Origin of the sequence: Streptomyces sp. 4N509B (genome assembly GCF_052245655.1) — a bacterium.
Taxonomy (GTDB): domain Bacteria; phylum Actinomycetota; class Actinomycetes; order Streptomycetales; family Streptomycetaceae; genus Streptomyces.
In genome coordinates, this window is sequence record NZ_JBQQBZ010000015.1 from 69,583 (window position 1) to 94,778 (window position 25,196).

17 protein-coding genes are annotated in these 25,196 nt (G+C 75.0%); 8 read left to right on the forward strand and 9 right to left on the reverse strand.

Annotated features, from left to right (window positions below; translation table 11 throughout):
• The first annotated feature begins 2 nt into the window (after nt 1–2).
• A complete protein-coding gene (locus tag ACTWP5_RS16150) occupies nt 3–1,448 on the forward strand; it encodes a gamma-aminobutyraldehyde dehydrogenase (protein ID WP_443221641.1) in 1,446 nt (481 codons plus the stop codon).
• Between the two features lie 114 nt (nt 1,449–1,562).
• On the opposite strand, the gene ACTWP5_RS16155 is transcribed toward ACTWP5_RS16150, so the two are convergent.
• Nucleotides 1,563–2,321 carry a glycerophosphodiester phosphodiesterase gene (locus tag ACTWP5_RS16155; RefSeq protein ID WP_443221642.1) on the reverse strand — a complete coding sequence of 253 codons (759 nt, stop codon included), beginning with the start codon at nt 2,319–2,321 and terminating at the stop codon, nt 1,563–1,565.
• Nucleotides 2,309–3,376 carry an adenosine deaminase gene (locus ACTWP5_RS16160; RefSeq protein WP_443221643.1) on the reverse strand — a complete coding sequence of 356 codons (1,068 nt, stop codon included), beginning with the start codon at nt 3,374–3,376 and terminating at the stop codon, nt 2,309–2,311. Before ACTWP5_RS16160 ends, ACTWP5_RS16155 begins: the two co-directional genes overlap by 13 nt.
• 112 nt (nt 3,377–3,488) lie before the next feature.
• On the opposite strand from ACTWP5_RS16160, the gene ACTWP5_RS16165 reads away from it, so the two are divergent.
• Entirely contained in the window at nt 3,489–4,517 is a 1,029-nt protein-coding gene (locus ACTWP5_RS16165) for a hypothetical protein (protein ID WP_443221644.1), read from the forward strand.
• A gap of 381 nt (nt 4,518–4,898) precedes the next feature.
• Here the strand turns inward: ACTWP5_RS16165 and gabT are convergent, their stop codons facing one another.
• The 3 genes from gabT to ACTWP5_RS16180 all read right to left on the reverse strand — a co-directional run bounded on the left by gabT (nt 4,899) and on the right by ACTWP5_RS16180 (nt 8,111).
• Nucleotides 4,899–6,275 carry a 4-aminobutyrate--2-oxoglutarate transaminase gene (gabT, locus tag ACTWP5_RS16170; RefSeq protein ID WP_443221645.1) on the reverse strand — a complete coding sequence of 459 codons (1,377 nt, stop codon included), beginning with the start codon at nt 6,273–6,275 and terminating at the stop codon, nt 4,899–4,901.
• Between the two features lie 165 nt (nt 6,276–6,440).
• Nucleotides 6,441–7,490, reverse strand: coding sequence for a hypothetical protein (locus ACTWP5_RS16175; RefSeq protein WP_443221646.1), 1,050 nt, complete (start codon nt 7,488–7,490; stop codon nt 6,441–6,443).
• A gap of 99 nt (nt 7,491–7,589) precedes the next feature.
• A complete protein-coding gene (locus ACTWP5_RS16180) occupies nt 7,590–8,111 on the reverse strand; it encodes a protein-tyrosine phosphatase family protein (protein ID WP_443221647.1) in 522 nt (173 codons plus the stop codon).
• Nucleotides 8,112–8,306: 195 nt separating this feature from the next.
• Here ACTWP5_RS16180 and ACTWP5_RS16185 point away from each other — a divergent pair, with 195 nt between their 5' ends.
• Together ACTWP5_RS16185 and ACTWP5_RS16190 are read left to right on the forward strand one after the other, a co-directional pair.
• Nucleotides 8,307–8,696, forward strand: coding sequence for a hypothetical protein (locus tag ACTWP5_RS16185; RefSeq protein WP_443221648.1), 390 nt, complete (start codon nt 8,307–8,309; stop codon nt 8,694–8,696).
• A gap of 7 nt (nt 8,697–8,703) precedes the next feature.
• Nucleotides 8,704–9,603: a hypothetical protein gene (locus tag ACTWP5_RS16190; protein WP_443221649.1), complete on the forward strand. Its 900-nt coding sequence runs from the start codon at nt 8,704–8,706 to the stop codon at nt 9,601–9,603.
• Nucleotides 9,604–9,673: 70 nt separating this feature from the next.
• Here the strand turns inward: ACTWP5_RS16190 and ACTWP5_RS16195 are convergent, their stop codons facing one another.
• Complete coding sequence (locus ACTWP5_RS16195; protein WP_443221650.1) at nt 9,674–11,086, reverse strand: ABC transporter ATP-binding protein; 1,413 nt, start codon at nt 11,084–11,086, stop codon at nt 9,674–9,676.
• A 347-nt stretch (nt 11,087–11,433) separates the two neighbouring features.
• On the opposite strand from ACTWP5_RS16195, the gene ACTWP5_RS16200 reads away from it, so the two are divergent.
• A complete protein-coding gene (locus ACTWP5_RS16200) occupies nt 11,434–13,773 on the forward strand; it encodes an ATP-binding protein (RefSeq protein WP_443221651.1) in 2,340 nt (779 codons plus the stop codon).
• A gap of 268 nt (nt 13,774–14,041) precedes the next feature.
• Nucleotides 14,042–15,802: a PucR family transcriptional regulator gene (locus ACTWP5_RS16205; RefSeq protein ID WP_443221652.1), complete on the forward strand. Its 1,761-nt coding sequence runs from the start codon at nt 14,042–14,044 to the stop codon at nt 15,800–15,802.
• 165 nt (nt 15,803–15,967) lie between these two features.
• On the opposite strand, the gene ACTWP5_RS16210 is transcribed toward ACTWP5_RS16205, so the two are convergent.
• Nucleotides 15,968–17,290 carry a M14 family metallopeptidase gene (locus tag ACTWP5_RS16210; RefSeq protein ID WP_443221653.1) on the reverse strand — a complete coding sequence of 441 codons (1,323 nt, stop codon included), beginning with the start codon at nt 17,288–17,290 and terminating at the stop codon, nt 15,968–15,970.
• A gap of 237 nt (nt 17,291–17,527) precedes the next feature.
• Between ACTWP5_RS16210 and ACTWP5_RS16215 the strand changes: the two genes are divergently transcribed.
• On the forward strand, nt 17,528–18,982 hold the full coding sequence (locus ACTWP5_RS16215; protein ID WP_443221654.1) for an aldehyde dehydrogenase family protein: 1,455 nt from the start codon (nt 17,528–17,530) through the stop codon (nt 18,980–18,982).
• 48 nt (nt 18,983–19,030) lie between these two features.
• On the opposite strand, the gene ACTWP5_RS16220 is transcribed toward ACTWP5_RS16215, so the two are convergent.
• Together ACTWP5_RS16220 and ACTWP5_RS16225 are read right to left on the reverse strand one after the other, a co-directional pair.
• Complete coding sequence (locus ACTWP5_RS16220; protein WP_443221655.1) at nt 19,031–20,077, reverse strand: TRM11 family SAM-dependent methyltransferase; 1,047 nt, start codon at nt 20,075–20,077, stop codon at nt 19,031–19,033.
• A 17-nt stretch (nt 20,078–20,094) separates the two neighbouring features.
• Nucleotides 20,095–23,076 carry a glycoside hydrolase family 3 C-terminal domain-containing protein gene (locus ACTWP5_RS16225; protein WP_443221656.1) on the reverse strand — a complete coding sequence of 994 codons (2,982 nt, stop codon included), beginning with the start codon at nt 23,074–23,076 and terminating at the stop codon, nt 20,095–20,097.
• Between the two features lie 363 nt (nt 23,077–23,439).
• Between ACTWP5_RS16225 and ACTWP5_RS16230 the strand changes: the two genes are divergently transcribed.
• Nucleotides 23,440–25,113, forward strand: coding sequence for an extracellular solute-binding protein (locus tag ACTWP5_RS16230; protein WP_443221657.1), 1,674 nt, complete (start codon nt 23,440–23,442; stop codon nt 25,111–25,113).
• The last annotated feature ends 83 nt before the right edge of the window (nt 25,114–25,196 follow it).

Consider the following 25,196-nt stretch of genomic DNA (forward strand, 5'->3'; position numbering starts at 1 on the left):
CCGTGACCACAGGAAACCCAGACGAGCCGCGACGGCTGCACAACGTCGTCGACGGGGAGCCTCGCGACGCCTCCGACGGCGCGACCACCGACATCGTCGACCCGACGACCGGCCGGGTCTACGCCACCGCGCCGCTCTCCCGCGCCCCGGAGGTCGACGCCGCCATGGCCGCCGCCGAGGCCGCGTTCCCCGCCTGGCGCGACGCGACGCCGGCCGACCGGCAGCTCGCCCTGCTGCGGATCGCCGACGCCTTCGAGCGCCACGCCGACGAGCTGCTCGCCGTGGAGTGCGAGAACACCGGCAAGCCGCTGGAGCTGACCCGGCAGGAGGAGCTGCCGATGATGCTGGAGCAGATCCGGTTCTTCGCGGGCGCGGCGCGCATGCTGGAGGGGAAGTCCGCCGGGGAGTACATGGCGGGCATGACGTCCTTCCTGCGGCGCGAGCCGGTCGGCGTCTGCGCCCAGGTCGTGCCGTGGAACTACCCGCTGATGATGGCGGTGTGGAAGTTCGCGCCGGCCATCGCCGCGGGCAACACCGTCGTCCTCAAGCCCTCCGACACGACCCCCGCCTCGGCGGTGTTCGCCGCCGGCCTGCTCGGCGAGATCCTGCCACCGGGCGTGTTCAACGTCGTCTGCGGCGACCGCGAGACCGGCCGGCTGATGGTGGAGCACCCCACCCCCGCGATGGTCTCGATCACCGGCTCGGTGCGGGCGGGCACGGAGGTGGCCGCGAGCGCCTCGAAGGACCTCAAGCGCGTGCACCTGGAGCTCGGCGGCAAGGCGCCCTGCGTCGTCTTCGAGGACGCCGACCTGGCCGCGGCGGTGGAGGGCATCCGCGACGCGGGCTTCTTCAACGCGGGCCAGGACTGCACCGCGGCCACCCGCGTGCTGGTCCACGCCGACGTCCACGACGACTTCGTCGCCGCCCTCACCAAGGCGGCCGCGGACCTGAAGACCGGGGACGTCACCGACCCCGACTGCTTCTACGGCCCGCTGAACAACCCCGACCAGCTGGCGAAGGTCTCCGGCTACGTCGAGCGGCTGCCCTCCCACGCCACCGTCACCACCGGCGGCCACCGCGTGGGGGAGGAGGGGTACTTCTACGCCCCCACCGTGGTGACGGGCTGCCGCCAGGACGACGAGATCATCCAGCAGGAGGTCTTCGGGCCCGTCATCACGGTGCAGTCGTTCTCCGACGAGAAGGAGGCCGTGGCGCTGGCCAACGGCGTGGAGTACGGGCTGTCCTCCTCGGTCTGGACCAGGGACCACGGGCGCGCCATGCGGATGTCGAAGGCGCTGGACTTCGGGTGCGTCTGGATCAACACGCACATTCCGCTGGTCGGCGAGATGCCTCACGGCGGCTTCAAGAAGTCCGGCTACGGCAAGGACCTCTCCTCCTACGGCCTGGAGGACTACACCCGCGTCAAGCACGTGATGACGGCGCTGTGACCCGCGCCTGACCGCACGCGTTCCGGCACCGCGGTGCTGCGGCACCGTGGCACACCGCGGCGGTGCCGGAACGCGGACGGCGGCGACCGTTGGGCCCGGGGGCGACCTCCGGGCTCAACGGCGCGTCAGCAGTCCTCGCAGCCTCAGGGGCCGGTTGGTGGTGATCGCGTCCACGCCCAGCGCCATCAGGCGGCGCAGGGCGGCGCCGCTGTCGGGGGTCCACACGGACAGCAGGTATCCCTCGTCACGGGCGTGGGCCACGGTGTCGCGGTCGACCAGGCCGAAGCGGTAGTTGAGCCACCGTGGGCTCAGGTCCCGCAGCAGGGAGGGGCGGGGTGGCGCGGTGCGCTTCCAGGTGAGTGCGATCTCCGCCGGCCGGAGGTCCGCCCCGCCCTCGTCCCGCCCGTCGCCCCTTCCCCGGTGGTGGCCGTTCCCCCGGTGGTCGCGGTCCTCGTCGGTCGCGCGCACCGCGCGCAGCGCCGCCGGGTCCCCGCAGTAGTACACCCGCCCGGTCGCGTCGGCCTCACGCACGGCCGCCACCGCGGCGCGGGCGGTCGCGGCGGACGGCTCGGGCAGGTCGACCAGGGTGCGCACCGACGCGGTGACGGCCAGCGCCTGGGCGAGCGTCGGGACCCGCCCACCGGTCACCTCGGCCACCTCGCGGGCCGTCAGCTCCGCCACCGGTCGGTCGTGACCCCACAGCCGCCGCAGCGTCGGGTCGTGCAGCACCACGGGCACCCCGTCCCGCGTGGTGCGCACGTCCAGCTCGACGGCGTCGGCCCCGGCGGCGATCGCGGCGCGGAAGGAGGCCAGGGTGTTCTCCCGCGCCCGGACCGGGTCCCCCCGGTGCCCGACGACGGTCAGCCCTGCCACGAGGCCAGGTAGTCGTCGATCTCGCGGACGAGTCGTGCCTTCTCCGGCTCGCCCAGGAACGAGGCCCGCACGCCGCTTCGCGCGAGCGCCGCGACGCCGGCGGCGTCGAGCCCGAGAAGCCGTGCCGCCACCCGGTACTCGGTGTTCAGGTCGGTGCCGAACATCGGCGGGTCGTCGCTGCCGATCGTCACCGGCACCCCGGCCGCCACCACGGTCGCCAGCGGGTGCTCCTCGATCGAGGCCACGGCCCGCGTCGCGACGTTCGAGGTGGGGCAGACCTCCAGCGGGATGCCGTGCTCGGCGAGGTGCGCCAGCAGCCTCGGATCCTGCGCCGCGCTCGTGCCGTGTCCGATCCGCTCCGCCCGGAGCTCGGTCAGCGCGTCCCACACCGTCTGCGGCCCCGTCGTCTCGCCCGCGTGCGGCACGCTGCGCAGGCCGGCGGCCAGCGCCCGGTCGAAGTAGGGCGCGAAGCGGCCCCGGGGGATGCCGATCTCCGGCCCGCCGAGGCCGAACGCGACCAGTCCCTCGGGCGCCAGGTCGACCGCCATCCGCGTGGTCAGCTCGGCCGCCGCGTCCGACTCGACCTCGCCGGGGATGTCGAAGCACCAGCGCAGCACCACGCCCAGCTCGCGCTCGGCCGCGTGCCGGGCGTCCTCGATGGCCTCCACGAACGCCACCTCGGGGATGCCCCGCCGCACGGAGGAGTAGGGGGTGACGGTCAGCTCGGCGTAGCGGATCTGCTGGCGCGCCATGTCGCGGGCGACCTCGTAGGTCAGCAGCCGCACGTCCTCGGCGTCGCGGACGAGGTCGACGACGGAGAGGTAGATCTCGATGAAGTGGGCGAAGTCGCGGAAGGTGAAGTACTCCGCGAGCTCGGCCGGGTCCTTCGGGACGGGGGAGTCGGGGTGGCGGGCGGCCAGCCGTGCGACGATCCGGGGCGAGGCGGAGCCCACGTGGTGGACGTGGAGTTCGGCCTTGGGCAGGCCGGCGATGAACGTGGTCAGCTCGTCGGCGTCGGCGCCGTGGGGTTCGGCGGGGGTGACGGAGACGGACAACGGGGGCCTCCAGGGGTGTCGGTGCCGGGGCCCATGGTAGGCGGGGGACCACGCCAGGGTGGCGCGCGGGCCGTAAGGTGAGGGCCAACGATCGCGGAGGTAGTGAGGTCAGGTGTCCGGCGAGCAACAGCCCTACCCGTTCCGGGCCCCGGAGCAGGGGCAGGAACCCTCGTGGCAGCCCCCGCCGCAGGTACGGCGGCCCGGCGACGGCTCGGTGCCCGGCCAGGGCCACCCGGGGGCGACCCTCGCGGGTGCCGCTCCCGCGGGTGGCGTTCCCACGGGCTCGGTCCCGACGAGCGTTCCGCCGAGCGCCGGCGTGCCCGGTGTCGGCGCCGGCGTCGGCCCGCTGACCGGCGTCGGTCCCGCCGTCGGCGGGCCGGTCGGCCATCCGGCGCCGCCCGGCCACCCGGGGGGCGGCTGGCCCGGTGGCGGCTGGCTGCCCCGCAACGAACTGGGCACCGCGGCCCTGGTCGTCGGCATCATCGGCGCCGTGCTGAGCTGCACCTTCGTCCTCAGTCCGATCGCGCTCGTGCTTGGCGTGCTGGCGCTCGGCCTCGGGATCGCCGGCCTCGGCCGCACCCGCAGCGGCGAGGCCACGAACCGTGTCGCCGCACTCGGCGGCGTCTGGACGGGGGCTGGCGCCACAGCGCTCGGCGCGGTGCTCAGCGTGGTGCTCCTCGTCTGGTCCTCGCAGCCGATCGAGGTGGAGTCCGAGGCCGGCTCGGACGTCTTCGCCGAGGACGGCGACACGGTCTTCTACGAGGACGGGCTCGTCGTGGTCGTGACGGCGCCCGAGCCCTCGGCGGACGGCGCGTTCGTGACGGTGACGGCCGAGATGACCAACGACGGCGACGAGTCCGTGGACCTCCAGGACGGCGAGCTCGTCGCCCATGCCGACGGCGACCGGCTCGACTCCGGGGAGGTGCGCCGCAGCAGCCCGGAGCCGGGCGCGGTGGCACCGGGCGAGACGGACACCGTCACCTACACCGTCACCGTCCCCGGCGGCACCGAGGAACTCGGCATCGACCTCGCGCCGGGAGAGGACCACGAGCTCTCGTACTGGGTCTTCACCGTCCCGGGGCCGGGCGGCGCGGGAGGCGGCGACGGCGGCGGGGAGGACGGCCCCGGCATCAACGCCTGACCCCGGGCCTCGTCGCCTGACCCCGGGTCCCATGGCCTTGACCGGGATGCGCCACGGCCTGACGGGCCGGAGAGGGTGGGCCGGACGAGGACGCCCGCGGGCGGCGGAGGCCGGGAACGTCGGACGGCCGCGCGCCCCAGGGGGTGTGGGGCGGGCGGCCGGTCGTGAGAGGAGAACTGCGCGGCGGCGCGGAAGTCTGGCGGTTTCCGCGGCCGTCACCGACGGTACGACAGGAGCGGCAGAACCGGAGCGGCCGTCGCCGTATCCGCATCACATCCGCGCAGCTTCTCCAACAACTCCGCCGGCACGTTCGGCACGGCGCCCACGCGGACCGGCGCCCCGCGTCCCGCGGCCGGCGCCGGTCCGCGTGTGCCTCCCGCCTCACACCCCGGCGAGCGCCTCCTCCAGCACGTCCAGCCCCTCGTTCAGCAGCTCCTCGCCGATCACGAGCGGCGGCAGGAAGCGCAGGACGTTGCCGTACGTGCCGCAGCTCAGCACGAGCAGGCCGGCGCGGTGGCACGCGGCCACCACGGCCGCCGTCGCCGCCGCGTTCGGCTCCTTGGTGCCCGGGCGGACCAGCTCGATCGCGAGCATGGCTCCCCGCCCCCGCACCTCGCCGATCAGCGGAAGCCGCTCCGCCATCGCCCGCAGCCGCGGCTTCATGACCTCCTCGATCCGCCGCGCGCGGCCCGCCAGGTCCAGCTCCCGCATCGTCTCGATCGCGCCCAACGCCGCGGCGCAGGCCACTGGGTTCCCCCCGTAGGTGCCGCCGAGGCCGCCGGCGTGCGCGGCGTCCATGAGCTCGGCGCGGCCGGTGACCGCGGCCAGCGGCAGGCCGCCCGCGATGCCCTTGGCCAGGGTGACCAGGTCGGGAACGACGTCCTCGTCCTCGCAGGCGAACCACTGGCCGGTGCGGCAGAAGCCCGACTGGATCTCGTCGGCGATGGTGACGATCCCGTGCTCCGCGGCGAAGGCGGCGATGCGGGGCAGGAAACCCTTGGCCGGCTCGATGAACCCGCCCTCACCCAGCAGCGGCTCGAAGAGGATCGCCGCGGTGTTCTCCGTCCCGACCTCCTTGGTGATCTTCTCGATGACCTGCTCCGCCGCCTCCTCCGCGCACCGCTCGGCGCCGGTCAGCCAGCGGTACGGGTACGCCGTCGGCACGCGGTAGACCTCGGGGGCGAACGGGCCGAAGCCGTGCTTGTACGGCATGTCCTTCGCGGTCAGGGCCATGGTGAGGTTGGTGCGGCCGTGGTACGCGTGCTCGAAGACGACCACCGCCTGGCGGCCCGTCGCGTACCGGGCGATCTTCACCGCGTTCTCCACCGCCTCGGCGCCGGAGTTCAGCAGCACGGACTTCTTCGCGTGGTCGCCGGGGGTCACCCGCGCCAGCTCCTCGCAGACCGCCACGTACTCCTCGTACGGCGCGACCATGGCGCAGGTGTGGGTGAAGCGCGCCAGCTGCGCCGAGGCGCGCCGCACCACGGCCTCCGCGCTGTTGCCGACCGAGGTGACGGCGATGCCGGAGCCGAAGTCGATCAGTGAGTTCCCGTCCACGTCGACCACGACGCCGCCGCCGGCGGCCTGGGCGAAGACGGGGGTGATGGTCGGCACTCCGGCCGCCACGGCCGCCCGTTGGCGCGCCGCCAGCTCCCGCGACCTCGGCCCGGGGATCTCGGTCACCAGCTTCCGCTCCTGCGGCAGCGACGGCCCTCCGGACAGTCCTGACGGATCGGTCATGGCGCTCGTCTGGTTCATCGGGGGACTCCTCGGTACGAAGACGAAGGGAGTGGCGTACGGCAGCAGGCTAGGTCCCGCCCGGTGTGGCGGGCACGCTCCGCCACGGAGCAATCGCTCCGTCCACTTGGCCACCGCGGCAGACGTGGGTCCGGCCGCCACCCGCTCCGCCGCCCCGGCCAGGACCTACACCGGCCGAGCCGTCACGGGAAACGCCCGGCGCACCTCACGCAGCAGCGCGGGACACTCCACCCCGTACGTCGCCACCGCCGCGAGCAGCGCCTCCAGCGCCGCCCGGAGCGGATCGGCCTCCGCCGCGCCCCACACGGCGGGGATCGCGGCTGCCTGCTGCGAGATGACTCCCGCCCGCCCGTCGTGCGGCCGGACCGTGGTGCGCGGCACCCGCTCGTCGTCCCACAGCAGCCGCCAGGTGCGCTCGGTGTCGTCCAGCGGCTCCGGCAGCGCGGCGCCGCTCTCCAGCGCCGCCAGCGACGGGGCTATCCAGTCCAGCCCGGCGATGCCGGCCCGCGCGCACGCCCGCCGCGCCGCCCACCGCGCGATGCCGCGCTGGGCGACCGGACCGGCCGCCCCGACGGACTCGCACAGCGCCGGATCGAGAGCGAACAGGCCGGAGGCGACGCCGCGCTCCCGGAACCGGGCCAGCCGTCCGCGGGGAGATCCCGCCGGCGCCGGCAGCCGGCGGGCGAAGCCGTGCCGACGCGCCGCGGCGCCGCTGGTCTGCCGCACCACGCCGTCCGGCTCGGCCGCGCCGGCGACGGGCCAGAACTGGAGGAGATAGTGGTCGAGGGTGGGCTGGCCGCGCAGCCGCGTGTCCGCCCGTCGCGCCTCCTCCATGCCCCGGGCGCAGTACCGGACCCGGTGGGGAACGGGCTCCAGCCACAGCGGCCACACCTGCTCCCCGGCCCGCGCCACCAGCCGCGTGACCTCCGAGGCGGGGGTGAAGGACGCCTCCACCACCTCCTCCCAGACCGCGTCGACCGCGGGCGGCCCCTCGTGACGCTCGACGGTGAGGCCGACCGAGCCCGTGCGGAGTCCGGTCACGAGTAGCAGGGACCCGGGCCAGGCCGCGCCGCACAGCCCGTTGCGCTGGCCCGCGAAGCTCGCGCGCGGCCGCCCGCCCGAGCCCTCCGTCCGGCCCTCCCGCGCGTGGCTCTCCACCTGGAAGCGGCCCTGCTGGACCCACAGCTCACCGCTGAACAGCGTGCGCATCGACATCCCGCCACCCCCGTGGCTCGTTGCTGACGTACGGGGTCCACTCTGCCAGCCGCCACTGACAGTCACGCCGGGCCCGTCCGCCCACGGGGACGAAGCGTCCTAACCCGGTGCCTTCAGGTCGCTCAGCAGCGACGCCACGTCAAGTCCGGTGCGCAGGTAGTCCGCGAAGACGGTGTTGTGTAAGGCCCACGGCGACCTGCGGTGCCGCACCAGGCTGATGGCGTGCGCGGGTTCGTGGCCGAGCTCGACCAACGTCTGCGCCACGACCAGGCCCGAGCGGTTGTACCCGTAGTGGCAGCGGACGAGGACCGTCCGGCCCTCCCGCACCGCGCGCGCCGTCGCGCGCGCCACCTCCGCGACGCACAGGATCTGCGCCGACGTCAGCGGGGCGTCCGGCAGCCTCACCACCACGTGCTCCACCCGGGTGGCCGGGCCGTGCCCGGGGAGGGTGAAGAGGCTGACGACGCGGTCGAACTCCGCGCCCACGACGGCCCGTCGCACCGCGCCCGTCGGGTCGACGAAGCGGTGTCCGCCCATCCACAGGCCGCGCGCGATCTCGTCCCACGACGTGCGCGGCTCGGGAGCCTCCCGCGCCCTGCCGTACGCGCTCTCCGATGTCACCCGCACTCCTTCCCACCCCTCGCGGCCGACGGGAGCTCCGCCTCGCCGTCCTCTCTCCCCAAATGCCCCTGAAACAGCGTGAGATGCCCGCAGATGTCGTGAAGACCGCGAAGCTGTCCGGTGGAGTGGCCCTGGCGGCCGGTGACCGTCGCGCGCGCCGGGCGCGGGCGGCCGTTTCCCGCCTACGATCGCTGTGTGGAGCAGAGTGCGGAGGAGATGCGGGCCGACTTCTGCGGGAGTCTGGCGCGGCTGCGGCAGATGGCCCTCGGCGCGGCGCCCCGGCGGCGCGCGGACCTGGAGCGGATCGTGCGGGACGCACGGCGCGGACGGGACATCAGGCCGCTGCTGCTGGCCGGCGGCTGGCTGGGCGACGACGGCCCCGACACGCCACGGGGCGACCCCTCAGGGCGGAACGCCGGCTCGGGGTACATGCCCCCGGCCGTGTCGGGCCCCCGCCCTCCCGTGCCAGGTGACTACGTCTGCCCCGACGGCAGTTGCACCCGCGTCGAGCGGCGGCGGCCCGGCCAGGGCCCTCCCGAGTGCCTGCTGCTGGAACGCGTCCTCACCTTCGTGGCCGGGGGCTGACCACGCGATGAGCGGGGTCCTGGCCGAACTGGGCCGCCGGTTCGCCGAGCGGTGGTTCACGCTGCTCGTGCTCCCCGGGCTCTTCTACGCGGGCGTGGCCGCCGTCGCGTTCACCCTCGGGCAGCGGGACTGGGCCGACGCGCGGGCGGTCTGGGACGGCGTCAACGCCCTGACGGGCCAGGCCGCCACCGACACTGGAGGAGCGACGGCGGCCGGCGGTTCGGACGTCACGGCCCGCCTCGTGGTGGTCCTCGTCGCGCTCGTGCCGCTGTCGGCCGCCCTCGGGCTCCTCGCCCAGGGGCTGGCCGGGCCCGTCGAACGGGTGCTCGCCGGCGAGTGGCCCCGGCCGCTCGCCGGCCTGGCGCGGCACCTGCGCCAGCGGCGCGCGCGCCGCTGGGAGGCAGCGGACGCCGCCCTGCTGCGGTGCCCGGCGGACGACGCGGAGGCGCGCGCCGAGGCGGCGGCCCGCCGCAACGCCATCGCCCTGGTCCCGCCGCGCCGCCCCACCTGGCTCGGCGACCGGATGTACGCGCTCGGCGCGCGCGTGGAGAACGAGTACGGGCTCGACCTGCCGTACACCTGGCCACGGCTGTGGCTGCTGCTGCCGGAGGAGACGCGCGGCATCGTCGCCGAGGCGAGGCGGCGGCTGGACGACGCGTTCACGCTCGGCGGCTGGGCGGTGCTCTACGTGGCGCTCGGCGCGCGCTGGTGGCCGGCGGCCGTCCTCGGGCTCGGCGCGGCCGTGGCCGCGCACCGGCGGGTGCGGGGCGCAGCCGAGGCGTACGCCGAGCTCGTCGAGGCCACGGTCGACGTGCACGTGGGTCGCCTGAGCCGGCGGTTGGGGGAGGAGCCGCCCGCGCCCCGGCGCGGGCGGCAGATCAGCGAGCGGCTGCGGAAGGGCGCGTGAGCCCGGCACCGGCCACGCCCGCCGCGCCGCCCACGCCGGGCGCCGCCCGGCGCGCCGCCCACGGCACGCCTCAGTCGTGCAGGGAGGGCGCGTGGGCGGGGGCGGGACAGATGCGTTCCCCGTCGCTGTCGAAGACGTAGAGCTGGTCGAGGTCGAGCAGCAACGGCACCCGTTCGCCGATCCGCAGCTGGAGGTCGGTGGGGGCGCGCAGCACCAGGCCGTCGTCGACGCGGCCCGCGATCGGCGTCGGCGGGGGCAGCTGACGGGAGGTCGGGCGCTCCAGGGTGGACAGCCGAGCGCCCGAGGCGCCGACCGCGGCGGACCGCTCCCGCTCCCGCTCCGCGCTCCTGCGGCTGAGCAGCCGGCCCAGCCGGCCCGGACCGCTGCCGCCGCGGGCGCCCCGCCGGTCCCCGCGGTCGCCTCCGTCGAAGGCCCCCCGGCCGCGGGCGGGCGGCCGCGGCGACTCCAGCCCGTCCACGCTCGCCGGCCTCGCGCCCGTGCTGACGTGCACCAGTGACTCGTGTCCCTGGTACTCGACGTGCTGCACCACCCCGTTGACCAGGGCCTCGGTCGGTCGCATCGAGGTGGGGGACGCGATCCGCGCCGCCTCGGAGCGCAGCCCGACCGTGATCTCCCGCCCCATCTGGATGCGCAGCATCTGGTGGTCGGGGCTGAGCGGCTCGGGCAGCTCGATCCGCTGCTTGCCGAAGTCGATGTTGAGCCGGCCGTCGAGCGGCGCCTGCACGCTGGCCTTCAACAGGTTGATGCGCGGGGTGCCGACGAACGCCGCGACGAAGAGGTTCGTCGGCAGGCGGTAGACGTCGCGCGCCGAACCCGTCTGCTGGATCACGCCGTTGCGCATCACCGCCACCCGGTCGCCGAGCGACATCGCCTCCGACTGGTCGTGGGTGACGTAGACCGTGGTGACGCCGAGGTGGCGGGTGAGCGTGGCGATCTCGGCGCGCAGCCGGTTGCGGAGCTTGGCGTCGAGGTTGGACAGCGGCTCGTCGAGGAGGAACGCCTTCGGCCGCCGGACGATGGCCCGGCCCATCGCGACGCGCTGTTGCTCGCCGCCGGAGAGCTGCGCCGGGTACCGTTCCAGCAGGTCCTCGATGCCGAGCATCTGCGCGGCCTCCTCCACGCGCGGCGCCGTGTCCTCGTGCGGTGCCTCCAGGCGCAGCGGGAAGCCGATGTTCTGCCGGCTCGTCATGTTCGGGTAGAGGGCGTAGTGCTGGAAGACCATGGCCAGTTCGCGCTCACCGGGCGAGGTGAGGTTCGCGTACTCGCCGTCGAGGTACAGCTCGCCCGAGGTGATGTCCTCCAGCCCGGCGATCATCCGCAGCACCGTCGACTTGCCGCAACCCGACGGTCCGAGCAGCACGACGAACTCCCCGGGAGCGATGTCCAGGGACAGCCGGTCGACGGCGAGCACGTTGCGTGGATAGATCTTGGAGACGTCTCGCAGGGAGATGGCACGAGTCATGGCGTTGCCCGAGGTTCTCTTTGAGCCAGCGGTGACCAGGAACGTAGCGCACGAGTTGTCCGTGGGGAACAGGTATGCACAGGTTCCTCGCCCGCATATTCGACGGAGATTCGACAAAGACCCCGGGTCCGTGGCCGAACCGGGCCCGGACAGGCGCGCTGCACTAGATTGTGCGCCGACGCACAGTCAGTTGATCGCCTGGTCAGAGAGCCTGAAGAACCTGACACGATGGGGACGTGATGAGCGGTGACGGCCGGCACGGCGCGGGCGGGGGGAGCGGGCCTCGACGGATGCGTGGGGGGCGCGAGGGCGCACACCACGCGCCGCCTGGGGACAACGTGCCTCCCGTGCCCCAGCAACGCCCCCACCCCGGCCCGCCCGGCACCAGGGCGGTCCCGCCCGAGGTCGACCCCACCGCCCCGCCGATGGTGCGCTGGCTGCACACCCCCCGCCCCGACGCCCGCCCCGGCGTCTGGCGCCCCGGCCACGTCCCGAAGCCGCCGGAGGACCCCGACCGGCTGAGCGACCGGGAGCTGCACGGCGGCGCGCTGCTGGCCCTGCTCACGGGCTGGCTGGTGTGGTCGCTGTGCGAGAACGACGTCCTCGTCTTCGCGTGGTGGGACGAGCCGCTGTGGTGGATCGGGCGCGACACGCTCCGGCTCCAGTCCTGGGCCAGCCCCACGGTCGTGGAGACGGTCTTCTACGCCTACTGCGTCGCCGTCTCCGCCCTGCTGGCCGTCCTCGTCGGCCGCACCGGGAACTGGCCGCGGCTCTGGCGCCGCTGGCGCCCCTCCGTGCTGCGGCTGCTCTGCGGGCGCGCGGAGTTCGAGCCCATGACCTCCCGCGCCACGCGCCGCGCGCTTCTCGCCCTCGTCGCCGCCGCGCTCGCCTGGGGCCTGAGCTTCTCGGGCGTCTGGATGTTCTGGCTCGAACCCCTCTTCGGCGTCGTCGAGGACACCTGGGAGGAGGACCCCCTCGCCTACCGCGTCGCCTACAACGTCTACTACCTCGTCTACACCGCCGTCCTCGCCGTCGTCTTCGGTCTCCTCGGTGGCTGGCACGCCGTGTGGCGGCACTACCCGCCCCGCTGGCGGGCGGACGCCCCCCGCAGCGAGGCCGAGCGCGCCGCCCGCGCCCGGCTGACCGACTTCACCGAGCTGCGTGCCGCCGGGGCCGGCTCCACCGCCGACCGGCTGGCCGCGGAGGTGCGGGCCGGCACCATGAGCGACCTGGACTACGCCCGCATCGACCACGCCTGGCAGGCGGTGCGGGGCCGGCCCACCGCCCTGCCCGACTTCGTCGCGGCCGTGGCCGAGTACGGCCCCGCCGCCTTCCCCCACCCCTCCGGCGCCCGCGACCTCGCCGTCCGCACCGCCGAGCACGACCTCCTCACCCGCCAGGTCCGCGTCGGCCACGCGCTGGACGAGGACCGCAACCCCCACGCGTACCGTGGCGAGCCGGTCGCCCTCGACCCGGCCGTCCTCGGCACCTCGCTGCTGGCCGTCGGCCCGCCGGGATCCGGCAAGACCGGCCGGATCATCCGGCCCGTCACCGAGGCGATGTGCCTGCAGGCCCTCGCCGGCCAGGCCACCGTCGTGGCCGTCGGCACGGCCCGCAGCGCGCTCGGGCCCGACGACGCCTTCGACGTGATCCTCCGCGTCGGCGACCCCGAGGCGGCATACCAGCTCGACCCCTACGGCGGCGCCACCGACACCGACGAGGCAGCGGGGCTGCTGGCCGAGGCGCTCGTCGGCGGCGAGGAGCGCGTCGCGCCGCGCGACGCCGCCGCCGTCCTCGTGCAGCTCATCGGCCCGTACCACGCGGCCTACCAGCGGCTGCCCGGCGTGCCGGAGCTGCGCGCCATGCTGGACGGGGCGCCCGCGCTGCTGCGGACCCTCCGCGAGGACCTGCGCCACGCCGGTGCCCACGACCAGGAGCGGGAGCTCGACGCGCGCGCCCGCGAGGCGCAGCGCCCCGACGACCTCGGCCCACGCCTGGCCGGGCTGCTCGGGATGCTGGACCGGGCGGGCTTCTCCAGCCAGCAGGCGGCCAGGCCGTTCTCCCTCGACGCGGCCCTGTCCCACCCGATGCGGGTGCGGATCGACCTGCCGGCCGCCGGCCACACGGCGGCCGGGCGCGTCGTCACGCGGCTGCTGCTGGCCCAGTTCGCGGCCGCCGCCGTGGCCCGTCCCGACGCGTCCCGCTTCGCCTGCCTGGTGCTGGACGACGCCACCGCCGCGCTCACGCCCGGCACCGTGCGCGGCCTGACCCAGCTGCGGCCGGTCAACGCCGGGGCGGTGCTGGCGCTGCGCACGCTCGACGACGTGCCGGCGGGGCTGCGCGCCGGGCTGCTCGGGGCCGTCGGCTGCCGGATGGCGTTCTCCGGGCTGACCACGTGGGACGCCGAGCACTTCGCCCGCGCCTGGGGCACGGAGTGGCGCGAGGACACCGAGACCACCCGCACCCCCGACCGCACGGGGGGCACCACCCGGCGGCTGGTGCGGGGGGTGCGGAAGCTGTTCACCGGGCGGGAGACCACCACCGAGGCCGTCACGGTGCGGCGCGTGGAGCGGGAGCGGTGGTCGGCCTCCGAGCTGGCCCACCGGGTGCCGCCCCGGCACGCGGTGCTCTCCCTCACGACCGTCTCCGGGGAGCCGGGGCCGCCGGTGCTGGTGCGCCTGGGCTGACGCCGCACCCGTCGGTCGGAGGGGGCGTCGGGCAGGGCTGTCCGGGAGGGCCGTCGGGGACGGCCGCCGGGGAGGCCGTCGACCGCCCCGGCCCGGGTGACGTGCGCTGTACGGTGTGAGGGACGCGGCGCCGCGACGCCGGCCACCGTCACCGCCGTCACGGCCGTCAGCGTCGGCCCGTTCGTCCCGCCGTCCCGCACGCCGTCCCGCCGTCTCGCTGTCCGGTCGCCCCCAGGCGGCCCACGTCCACCTCCCGCCCAGGTGATCCATGCCCCCCACGCTCGCCTCGCTCGCGCGTCACTCCGCCCTCCGCCTGCGCGTGCTCACCGGCGAGGACCGGCTGGCGGCGCCCGTGCGCTGGGCCCACGCCAGCGAGCTCGCCGACCCGGTGCCCTATCTCGACGGCGGCGAGCTGCTGCTGACCACGGCGCTGAAGCTCCCCGTGGACGACGCCGAGGCAATGGACGCCTACGTGAAGCGGCTCGTCGAGGCCGGTGTCGTCGGCCTCGGCTTCGGCGTCGGCATCCACCACCCCGAGGTGCCGCCGGCGCTGCTGGCCGCCGCCCGCGAGGCGGGGCTGCCGCTGCTGCTGGTGCCGCGGCGCACCCCGTTCATCGCCATCAGCAAGGTCGTCTCCGCCTCCCTGGCGGCCGAGCAGTACCGCGCGGTCACCGCGGGGTTCGCGGCCCAGCGGGAGCTGACCCGGGCCGCCCTGTCGCCCGACGGCCAGCGAGCCCTGCTCGCCCGGCTCGCGGCGCAGGTGGACGGCTGGGTCGCGCTCTACGACCTCACGGGCGCCGTCACGGCCGCCGCCCCCGCGTGGGCCGCCCGCCGCGCCGCCCGGTTCGCGTCCGAGGTGCGGCGGCTGCGCGACCACCCCTCGCCGGCGAGCTCCGTCTGCGGCGAACCGGGCGAGCACGGCACGGCGGAGGAGCGGTCCGGCGGCGAGGGGACGGAGCGGCGGCCCGGCGACCGGGTGGAGCTCCAGCCGCTCGGCACCGGACAGGCGCCCCGGGCGGTGCTGGCCATCGGCACCGCCGCGCCGCTCGGGACCGCCGAGCGGTACGCCGTGGAGGCCGCGGTGGCGGTGCTGACGCTCACCACGGAGCGGTTCCGCGCCGTGCACGCGGCGGAGAGCCGGCTCGGCGCGGCGGTGCTGCGGATGCTGCTGGCGGGCGAGGCGGACCACGCCCGCGCCGTCGCCGGGCAGCTCTACGGCGGGCTGCTCGACGCCCCGCTGCGGCTGGTGGTCGCCGAGGCCGTCGGTGACGCCGGGGCCCTGGAGGGCCTGGCGGAGGCGGTCGAAGCGGCGGCGGCCCGCGCGGGTGAGTCGGTGCTGGCGGCGCCCGACGGCGAGCTTCTGGTGCTGGTGGTGCCCGACGGCGGCGCCGCGGTCGCCGCCTGCGCGACGCACGTCGGCGGGCACGGCGCCCGACGCGTCGACGCCCGCTCGGCCGGCCGGGCGGCCGGGCGCCGCGCGGGCGGCGAGCCCGCTCAGCCAGGCGAGCGGGCGGGATCGGCCGGAGCGGGCGGACCGGCCGGATCGGCGGCAGGGGCGGGCGGGGCCGGAGGGGCCGCGCCGCCGGGCGGCGGCTCCGCGGCCGGCCTGGCCGTGGGCATGTCGGCGCCGACGGGGCCGGCCGCGGTCGGCGCCGCCTACCGCCAGGCGCGTGAGGCGCTGGCCGTCGCCCACCGCAGGGGCCGCGCCCTCGTCGAGCACGACGACGTCACCACGGGATCGGTGGTGGAGCTGCTCGCCGACGACGCGGTGCGCGCGTTCGCCGACGGCACGCTCCGCGCGCTGCGCGAGCACGACGCGCACGGGCGCGGCGACCTCGTCGCCAGCCTCCGGGCCTGGCTCTCGCACCACGGGCAGTGGGACGCCGCCGCCGCCGAGCTGGGGGTGCACCGGCACACGCTGCGGTACCGGATGCGGCGGGTGGAGGAGATACTCGACCGGGCGTTGGACGACCCGGACGTGCGGATGGAGCTGTGGCTGGCGCTCAAGGCGACGTCGCCCGGAACGTAGCCCGAGCCGTCGCCCGGGACGCGACCCGCGCCGTGGCCCGAGCCGTGTCCCGCGCACGTCGCCCGCGCACGTCGCCCGCGCCCCGACCCGTGCCGGAGGGCGCGCCGCCCGGACCTTTGCGGGCCGGCGGGGGCCCGGGCGAACGCCGCCTGACACGTGCGCGGCTCACGCGCCGCAGTACTGCTCCTCGGCGCCGATGACGCGGTACGGACAGTCCGCGTAGTCCAGCAGCAACAGCACCGCCTCGCGGTTGCGGCTGGTCTCCCGGTCGATCACCTCGCCCGGCGGGTAGAAGCCGCCCCCGGCGGAGGAGGACGGGTACATCTCGAACGCGAACGAGAAGATGCCGTGCTCCGCCCACAGCCAGTCGTCGATGGTGCCGTCCGTGATGTAGAGGTCGCTGGACTGCATCGGGGTGTACCCGTTGGTCTCGGCCATCGCCGTGCCGAGGGCCTCGAACGCCGCCTGGTCGTCCTCGGTCAGGCCCGGCGCGGTGTCGTCGTAGGTGTACCCGTAGGGCCACAGCACCAGCTCGCTGTAGGTGTGCCAGTCGATGTGGGCGGTGATCTGCTGCTCGCCGCCGACCACCCGGCCGCGCACGAAGTCGGCGACGACGGCGACCTCGGGGGCGGACTCCGGCCCGGAGCCCCGGTAGGTGTCGCTGGAGCCGTTGCCGGAGGAGCCGCCGCAGCAGCCCCACTCGTACGCCCAGTTGCGGTTGAGGTCGGTGCCGATGCCCGAGCCCGGGTTGGGCTGCCGGTTCTTGCGCCAGTTCCGGAAGCTGCCCGAGGCGGTGTCGTAGGTCTTGCCGTCGGGGTTGACCGAGGGCACCAGCCAGATCTCGCGGGAGTCGACCAGCTCGGTGACCTGCGGATCCGCGCCGTGCTGGGAGGTGAGCTCGGCCAGCGTGTAGAGGGCCATCTCCACCGTGAGGTGCTCGCGGGCGTGCTGGCCGTAGGTGAAGAGGACCTCGGGCTCGTCCTCGTCGGTGGCGACGTTGTCGCTGATCTTCACGGCGACGATGTCGGTGCCCTCGTAGGACTGGCCGATGACCTGGCTGCTGACGAGGTCCGGGTGCTGGGCGACGGCGTCGTCGACGAGCGCCAGCACCTCCTCGTAGGTGTGGTAGTCCTCCGGGGCCGCCGCGGCCTGGCGGGCGGACGGCAGGGCGGCGAGTTCGTAGCCGAGGGCGCGCAGCCGCGTCGCCTCCGCGCGGTCGGCGGTGACGATCACGCTGTCGGCGCGCGCCTCGTCGATGACGGCGCCGTCGCGGGCCAGCGCGGTGCGGTCGGCGCGCGTGGCCACGCCGCTGACCTCGTACTGCCGGGCTGCGTCCGCGTCCGCGGTCGTGGCGGAGGCGGCGGGTGGGCCGTCCGCGGTGGGGGAGGGGGTGGCGGTGGCGGCCTGGGTGCCGATCGCCAGGGCCAGTGCGAGGGAGGCTGCGGCGGCGACGGTGGTGGTCCGCCGGCCGCGGGGGAACGGTCGCATCGCGTCTCCGAGGGAGTGGGGGGACGTTACGCGTCAGTAGGACGACGTGACGCCATCGTCGCTGAATGTCATGGTCTGGTCAACGGCTCGGCGCGCGTCGTCCTCCGACCGCCGCCCGTTTCTGCCGCGATGGCGTACACGCCCGCCACACCTGGCCACGTCGGACAGCTCACCCGGCCACCCGACACGCCTACGGTGGTGCTGAGGCATGAGGGGCAAGCGAGAGAGGGATCCGCGATGACGACAGCGACCAACCCCCAGGCGTTCTGGCTCGCCGGCCGTGCCACCACGGGCGAGGAGGTACTGGAGGTCACCTCGCCCTGGGACGGCCGGACCGTGGGCGCGGCGAGCGTGCCGACCGCCGAGCAGACCGAACAGGCCGTGGCCGCCGCGGCCGCCGTGGCCCGGGAGTTCGCCGCCACCCCCGCGTACGAGCGGGCCGCCGCCCTGGACCACGTCTGCCGGCGCATCGGCGAGCGCGCCGAGGAGATCGCCCAGCTCATCACCGCCGAGAACGGCAAGCCCATCAAGTGGGCCCGGGTGGAGGTGGCCCGCTGCACCTCCGTCTTCCGCTGGGCCGCCGAGGAGGCCCGCCGCTTCAACGGCGGCATCGCCCAGCGCCTGGACGCCGAGGCGGGCGGCGCCGGACGCCTCGCCCTGACGCGGCGCTTCCCCTACGGGCCCGTGCTCGGCATCGCCCCGTTCAACTTCCCTCTCAACCTCTGCGCCCACAAGGTGGCCCCCGCCCTGGCCGCCGGCGCGCCGATCATCCTCAAGCCCGCGCCCGCGACGCCGCTCTCCGCCCTGCTGCTGGGCGAGCTGCTGGCCGAGACCGAGCTGCCGGCCGGCGCCTGGAGCGTGCTGCCGGTGCCCAACGACGCGATGCCGCCGCTGGTCGCCGACCCCCGGCTGCCGGTCATCTCCTTCACCGGCTCGGTGCCGGTGGGCTGGTCCATCCGCGACGCGGTGCCGCGCAAGCGCGTCACCCTCGAACTCGGCGGCAACGGCGCGGCCATCGTGCTCGCCGACTACGCCTCCGACGCCGACCTCGACTGGGCGGCCCAGCGGATCGCCACCTTCTCCAACTACCAGGGCGGCCAGTCCTGCATCTCCGTCCAGCGCGTCATCGTCGACGCCGCCGTGTACGACCGGCTGCTGCCGCGCCTGGTCTCCGCCGTCGAGGCGCTGGTCACCGGTGACCCCACCAAGGACACCACCGACGTCGGCCCGCAGATCAGCGAGGACGCCGCCCGCCGCATCGAGTCCTGGGTGGAGGAGGCCACGGCCGGCGGTGCGAGGCTGCTGACCGGCGGGGTGCGCGAGGGCGCGAGCTACCAGCCGACCGTGCTGGAGAACGTGCCGGCGGACGCGAGGATCTCCTGCGACGAGGTCTTCGGCCCCGTCATGTCGGTGACCCGGGTCGAGAGCGAGGAGGCCGCCTACGCCGTCGCCAACGACTCGACCTTCGGCCTCCAGGCCGGCCTGTTCACCCACGACGTGCAGGCCGCCTTCCGCGCCCACCGCGCGCTGGAGGTCGGCGGCGTGGTCGTCGGCGACGTCCCCTCCTACCGCGCCGACCAGATGCCCTACGGCGGCGTGAAGGACTCCGGCGTGGGCCGCGAGGGCGTGCAGTTCGCGATGGACGACTACACCTACGAGCGGGTCATGGTCCTGACCGGCCTGGAGCTGTAGTCGGGGCACCGACCCCGAGCGTCGTGGCCCGCCGCCGCCCCGCGCCCGTCACCGGCGCACGCGGCGGGCCACGACGAGGTCGCGCGCGATCGCCTGGTCCACGCGGTGGCCGAAGCCCAGGTAGGCCTCGGTCTCCCGGACCTCGAAGCCCTCGCCCGACAGCAGCGCGGCGAGCTCCTCCCGGTCCGCGACGTGCGTGTTCCACGAGATCCCGATGGCGCCGCCGTTGCGCAGCAGCCCCGCCCACACCGGCAGCGCCTCCTGGAGCAGCGGCACGGGGCTGCGGCTTGGCCGGCCCGCCGTCACCGAGCGGCTGCCGTGCTGCACGCCGTAGGGCGCGTCGGTCACGATGAGGTCGAAGGTGGCGGGGCGGAAGAACTCCCCGGCGGCGGTGGTGTCCGCGTTCACCACCGTCAGCTCCAGGTGCTGGCCCTTCTTGTACGCCTCCTTCGACTCGCCGACCGTCACGTGGAAGCGGCGCCCGAGCGCCCTGCGGTCCCGCCGCACCGTGGCGGTGGTGGCCCGGTGCTTGAGCCGGCTGTTCTTCAGCCACTGCCGCAGGAAGTTCTCGTACGCCTCGACGCTGCGGGCCTCCCGCTCCACGCCGGCCGCGTGCAGCCCGTACATCAGGGCCTGGTTCAGGGTCGTGCCCCGGCCGCAGAGCGGGTCGAGCACCCGCAGGCCGCCGTTGAGCAGCCCCTGCGGCGCGTCGCAGGCCAGGGCCGTGACGTTCAACAGCAGCCGGGTGAAGTCCTCGTTCGTCTTCCCCGCGTACTTCTGGATGGTGATCAGGTCGCTCGGGAAGCGGTCGAGGCTCGGCACCTCGACGGGCGTCAGCCGCCCGTCGTCGCCGAGCTCGAACAGGGCGTGGAGGGAGGAGAGCGCCGCGAGGTAGCGCAGCTCCTCCGGGGCGAGCGCGGGGGCCTGGAAGCACAGGTACGGCACCCCGCCCATCCGCCGTTCCTCCACCTCCGTCACCCGGCCGCCGAGCACGGTCTCGCTCATCGCCAGCAGCTCCGCGCGGGCCAGACGCGGCGCGGCCTGGGCGTAGACGCGGTTGTGCGACGGCAGGAGGAGGAAGGCGTAGCTGGTCATCGCGCACCAGGCGTTTCTCAGGAGAACTCCAGCCGCAGCAGCCTCACGTCGCCGCGCAGCGTGACGTGCAGGTCGCGCACGCCCGACGGGGCCTCGGCGAGCTCGGCGCGGACCCGCGCGTAGGTGTAGCGGTCCTCGGTGGCCGGGACGGGCACCGTCGTGCGCGGGCCGGTGCCGGGCACGACCAGCGTGACCTCGCCGCCCGCCGTCGGGGCGCTCGCCACCACGGTGACGGTCGTCGGGCCGCCGTCGGAGCCGAAGTCGCAGGCGCGGAAGACGAGGCCGCCCTCCGCGTCGGCCTCGCCGCCGTCCGCCGCGGGCGTCGCGGCGTCGCCGCTGACCCTGGTGGCGTCGACGAGCGCGACGTCGAAGGAGGTGTCGAAGTCGCAGGCGGCCAGCCCGGCCTCGCGCACCGGGCGCGGCTCGGGCGGCTCCCCGTCGACCGCGACCGTGGTGGTGAGCCGGATGTCGCGGCTGGAGGCGCCGACCTGCACCGCGTGGTCGCCCGGCTCCACCCTCCAGCGGGACCGGGCCACGTCCCAGAAGCCCAGCGCCTCGCGGGCCGGGGCGGAGAGGACGAGCCGGCACGTCTCGCCGGGCGCGAGGTGGATCCGGCGGTGGGCGACGAGCTGCCGGTGGGGGCGCGGCACGCTCGGCTCGGCGGCGCGGACGTAGAGCTGCACCACCTCGTCCCCGGCCACGTCCCCGGTGTTGGTGACGGTGACCTCGGCCGTCAGCGCGTCGCCGGTCACCGCGGCCGTGAGCGCGTCGTAGGCGAACGAGGTGTACGACAGGCCGTGGCCGAAGGGGTAGAGCGGCGTGCCGTCGTAGTACAGGTACGTGGTGCGGGAGGCGATCAGGTCGTAGTCGAGCAGGGCGGGCAGCTCGGCGTCGGCGGCGTACCAGGTCTGCGGCAGCCGACCGGCCGGGGAGACGTCGCCGAGGAGCACGCGGGCGAGCGCGGTGCCGGCCGCCTGCCCGCCGTGCGCGGTCCACAGCAGGGCGGGCAGGGCCTCGTCGGCCTCGGGCACCGCGTACGGGTAGGAGGAGGCGAGGACCAGCGCGGTGCGGGGGTTCGCGGCGTGGGCCGCGCGCCAGAGCCGCTCCTGGTGCGGCGGCAACGCCAGCGTGACGCGGTCCTCGGTCTCGCGGCCGTTGATGTGGGGGTCGTTGCCCGCGACGACGACCACGACGTCGACCTCGGCGGCGACGGCCGCGACCGCGTCCTCGCCGCGCTCGACCGTCTCGACGGTGAAGACCTCTCCCGGCAGGCCCTCGGCAACCTTCAGCCCGTCGGCGGCGACCCCCACGTGACCGTCGCTGCCCAGATGCCGCAGGAGGTGCCCGTCGCCGTGCGGCTCCAGCCGGAACGTCTCGCGCACCACCCAGCCGCCGGGCTGGGGGGCCGAGGCGCGCAGGTAGCCGTCCTCCGCGACCGAGAGGTAGCGGCCCTCGGGGGCGCGCAGCGTCAGGACGCCGCCGCCCCAGTCGATCAGGTCCAGAACGCTGCCCGCCTCGCCGCCGCCCGCGCCGTCACCGTCATCGGAGGTCACGGTCAGCGGCGGCAGGTCGGTGCGGCCGGCCAGCAGCGCCGGGTCGAACGCCGCCGTGGCGGCCTCCGCCGAGGCGTCCGCCTCGGGTGCCTCGGGCACCGTCACCCCGCCGCGGGCGGTGCGCAGCCGCACCCGGTCCACGCCCTCGGCGTGGCTGACCTCGCCGAGCGCGGGGTGCTCGCGCAGGCCGGCGAGCGGGCTCGTGGCGCGCAGCAGGGCGCCGCTGTACCAGTCCAGCTTGACCTCGTCGGCCAGCAGCCCCACCACCGCGACGCGGGTGCCGGGCCGCAGCGGCAGCAGGTCGTCGTTCTTCAGCAGCACGATCGCCTGCTCGGCGGACTCCAGGGCGATGGCCTGGTGCTCGGCCGTGTCGAACGACGCCTCGGCCGCCTCGTCGGAGCCGTTCTCCCCGGCGGCCGTGCCCGCGGTGCCCGCCGCGCCCGCTGCCGCCAGCGCCGCCGCCTCGGGGGTGAACGGCACCAGCGTCGGGTCCTCCAGCTCGCCGAGCCGCAGCCGCATGCCCAGCAGCCGGGCGCAGGCGGCGTCGATGTCGTCCTGGGTGATCAGGCCGGCGTCGAGGGCGCGGCTGAGTCGGCCGATGGTGGTCTCGGAGTCCTCGCCGAGGTCGGTGAAGCTGTCCACGCCCGCGCGCAGCGCGGCGGCCAGGCCCTCCTCGTGGCTGGCGTAGTAGGACTGCGAGCCGGCGATGTTGCTGGGGGCGTAGGCGTCGGAGCAGACCACCAGCGGCAGCTCGGTCCAGGTGCGCAGCTCGCTGGCGAGCAGCGGGGAGAGGTGGTTGGGCCGGCCGTTGACGAGGTTGTAGGCGGGCATCACGCCGGCCACCGCCCCGGCCCTGACGGGGCCGCGGAACGCCGGCAGCTCGTACTCGTGCAGCACGCGGGGGCGCAGGGTGGTGGAGGCGGTGTCGCGCTCGGTCTCGTGGTTGTGGGCCAGCCAGTGCTTGAGGACGGGGGCGGTGCGCCAGTACCGGGGGTGGTCGCCCTTCAGGCCGCGGGTGTAGGCGCTGCCCATCGCTGCCGTCAGGTGGGGGTCCTCGGAGTAGCCCTCCTCGTTGCGTCCCCACAGCGGGTGGCGCAGCGGGTTGACCACGGGGGCCCACACGTTCAGCCCGACCTTCGGGTTCGTCGCCCGCATCGCGCGGACCTCTCGTCCCACGGCCTCGGCGACGCGCCGCACGAGCGCCTCGTTGAAGGTGGCGCCGAGTCCCACGGCCTGGGGGAAGACGGTAGCCTCACCCATCCAGGCGACGCCGTGGAGCGCCTCCTGTCCGGTGCGGAAGGCCGGCAGGCCCAGGCGTGGCACGGCCGGCGCGTGCTGGTGGAGCATGGCGATCCGCTCCGTCGGCGTCAGCCGGGCGAGCAGGTCGGCGACCCGCTCCTCGATCGACAGCCGGGTGTCGCGGAAGGGGAGCGGTTCTTCGGTCACGGGTGGTTCCCTTGCGATGGGGGTCTGGACGGGCTCGGGGCCGGGCCCGGCGGGGGCCCGACCCGCACCGGGGGCTCGCATGGCCTGGTGACGGGGGGTTCGGCGGCTCGTGCGGTCCCAGCGTTCGAAGCGCTTCGATGCTGGGTTTCCGGCAGGTCTCCTGTCAAGACGCATCACGGCAACGTCTCGGGAACTCCTTGGCTCTCTTGGGCAACGTGGCTCGCCGACTCCGTCGATTTTCTTGGCAGTCGGGACTTGTGTGACCCGGCCGGGGGTCTTAACCTCGGCGCAACATCGAAGCGCTTCGACCAGCGGGCACGACGGTCTTGCAAGGGCGCAGTACCACGAAGGGTTGACGTAGCCATGTCGAACTCACGCTCCGGGCCGAGCCGGAGAAACTTCCTCGCCGCGACGGGAGTTGCCGCAGCCGCCGTCGGCGGGATGCCGCTGCTGTCCGCGTGTGGTGGCGAGGGAAGCGGCCGGGGGGAGGGTCGCGTCTCCGAGGAGGAGCTGACCAGCATCCTGCCGACGTACCGGGCCTCGGACGTGGCGGTGGAGCCCGACATCGCCGCCGAGCACGGCTCCAGCCCCGGCTACACCCGCTGGATCCCCACCGACGACCTCGGCGCCTCGGTGCCCGAGCCGCTCGGCAGCGGCGGCGAGTTCACGGCCATGACGCCGCTGTGGGGCACCCCGCCGCGGCCCGGCAACCCCTTCTGGACCGCGATGGACGAGGCCATCGGCGTCCGCATGAACTGGCAGACCCAGGACGGCAACACCTACGGTGAGAAGCTCGGCGCGACCCTCGCCGGCAGCGACATCCCCGACCTGGTCTGCATCCCCTCCTGGGAGCTCCAGGGCCAGATACCCCAGGCCATAGCGAACCGTTTCGCCGACCTCGGTCCGTTCCTCTCCGGCGACAAGGTGTTCGACTTCCCGAACCTCGCGGCCGTCCCGACCGAGGCCTGGCAGGCGTCCGTCTTCGGCGGCGCGCTGCGCGGCCTGCCGATGCCCCAGCGCATCATCGGCGACGTCGTGCCCTACTACCGCCAGGACATCTTCGACGCCAACGGCTGGGAGCCGCCGACCAGCGGCCAGGAGTTCATCGACTTCTGCGTCGAGATCACCTCCGCCCGCAACCGCGTGTGGGCCTGCGAGGACATGAAGTGGTTCGCCTTCAAGATGTACGGGGTGCTGCCCGACAAGCCGCTGTACTGGAAGCGGGAGGGCGGCCGGCTGGTCAACCGCCTGGAGACCGAGGAGTACATCGAGGCCCTGGAGTGGACCCGCCGCCTGTACGAGGCCGACGTCGTCCACCCCGACGCGGTCGCCGCCTCCGGCGACTCCACGGTCCGCTTCACCGCCGGTGAGTCCCTCATGTTCAACACCGGTGACGGCGCCTGGTACGGCACCGTGGCCGAGCAGCGGTCGACGAACCCCGACTTCCACATGAACGCCTTCGACTTCTTCGCGTACGACGGCGGCGAGCCGACGCTGTGGGCCCGCAACGGCGCGAGCATCTGGACGTTCGTCAACAAGAGCCTGTCGGAGGACCGCATCCGCGAGGCGCTCCAGATCGCCAACTACACCGCCGCCCCCTACGGCACCGTCGAGCAGCGCCTGAAGCAGTACGGCCTCGAGGGCACCCACTACACCCTGGAGGACGGCCTGCCCGTCCGCACCGAGGAAGGCAACATCCAGGTCGTCCCCGAGACCTACCCGTTCATCTGCTCGCCCGAGAGCTTCCTCGCCTTCCCCGACCTGCCGCAGGTCGTCGAGGACTACACCGCCTGGCAGAAGCGGAACCTGCCCTACTTCCAGGACCCGATCTTCATCGGCCGCCAGATCCAGGAGCCCGCCCGCCTGGCCAACCTCTACGACGGCTTCGAGGACCTGGAGGACGACGTGGTCCGCGGCCGTCAGTCCATCCGCGACGCCCGCAACGCCGTCGACGAGTGGCGGCGCAACGGCGGCGACGAGCTGCGCGACTGGTACCAGCAGCTGCTCGACGAGGGAGACGGTCAGGGCACCGCCTGACGCCCGGCACGCCCCCGCCCACACCTCCCCCACCTGAGTACGACGCGCTCCGGCCGGGCGGGACCGACCAGGTCCCCCCCACC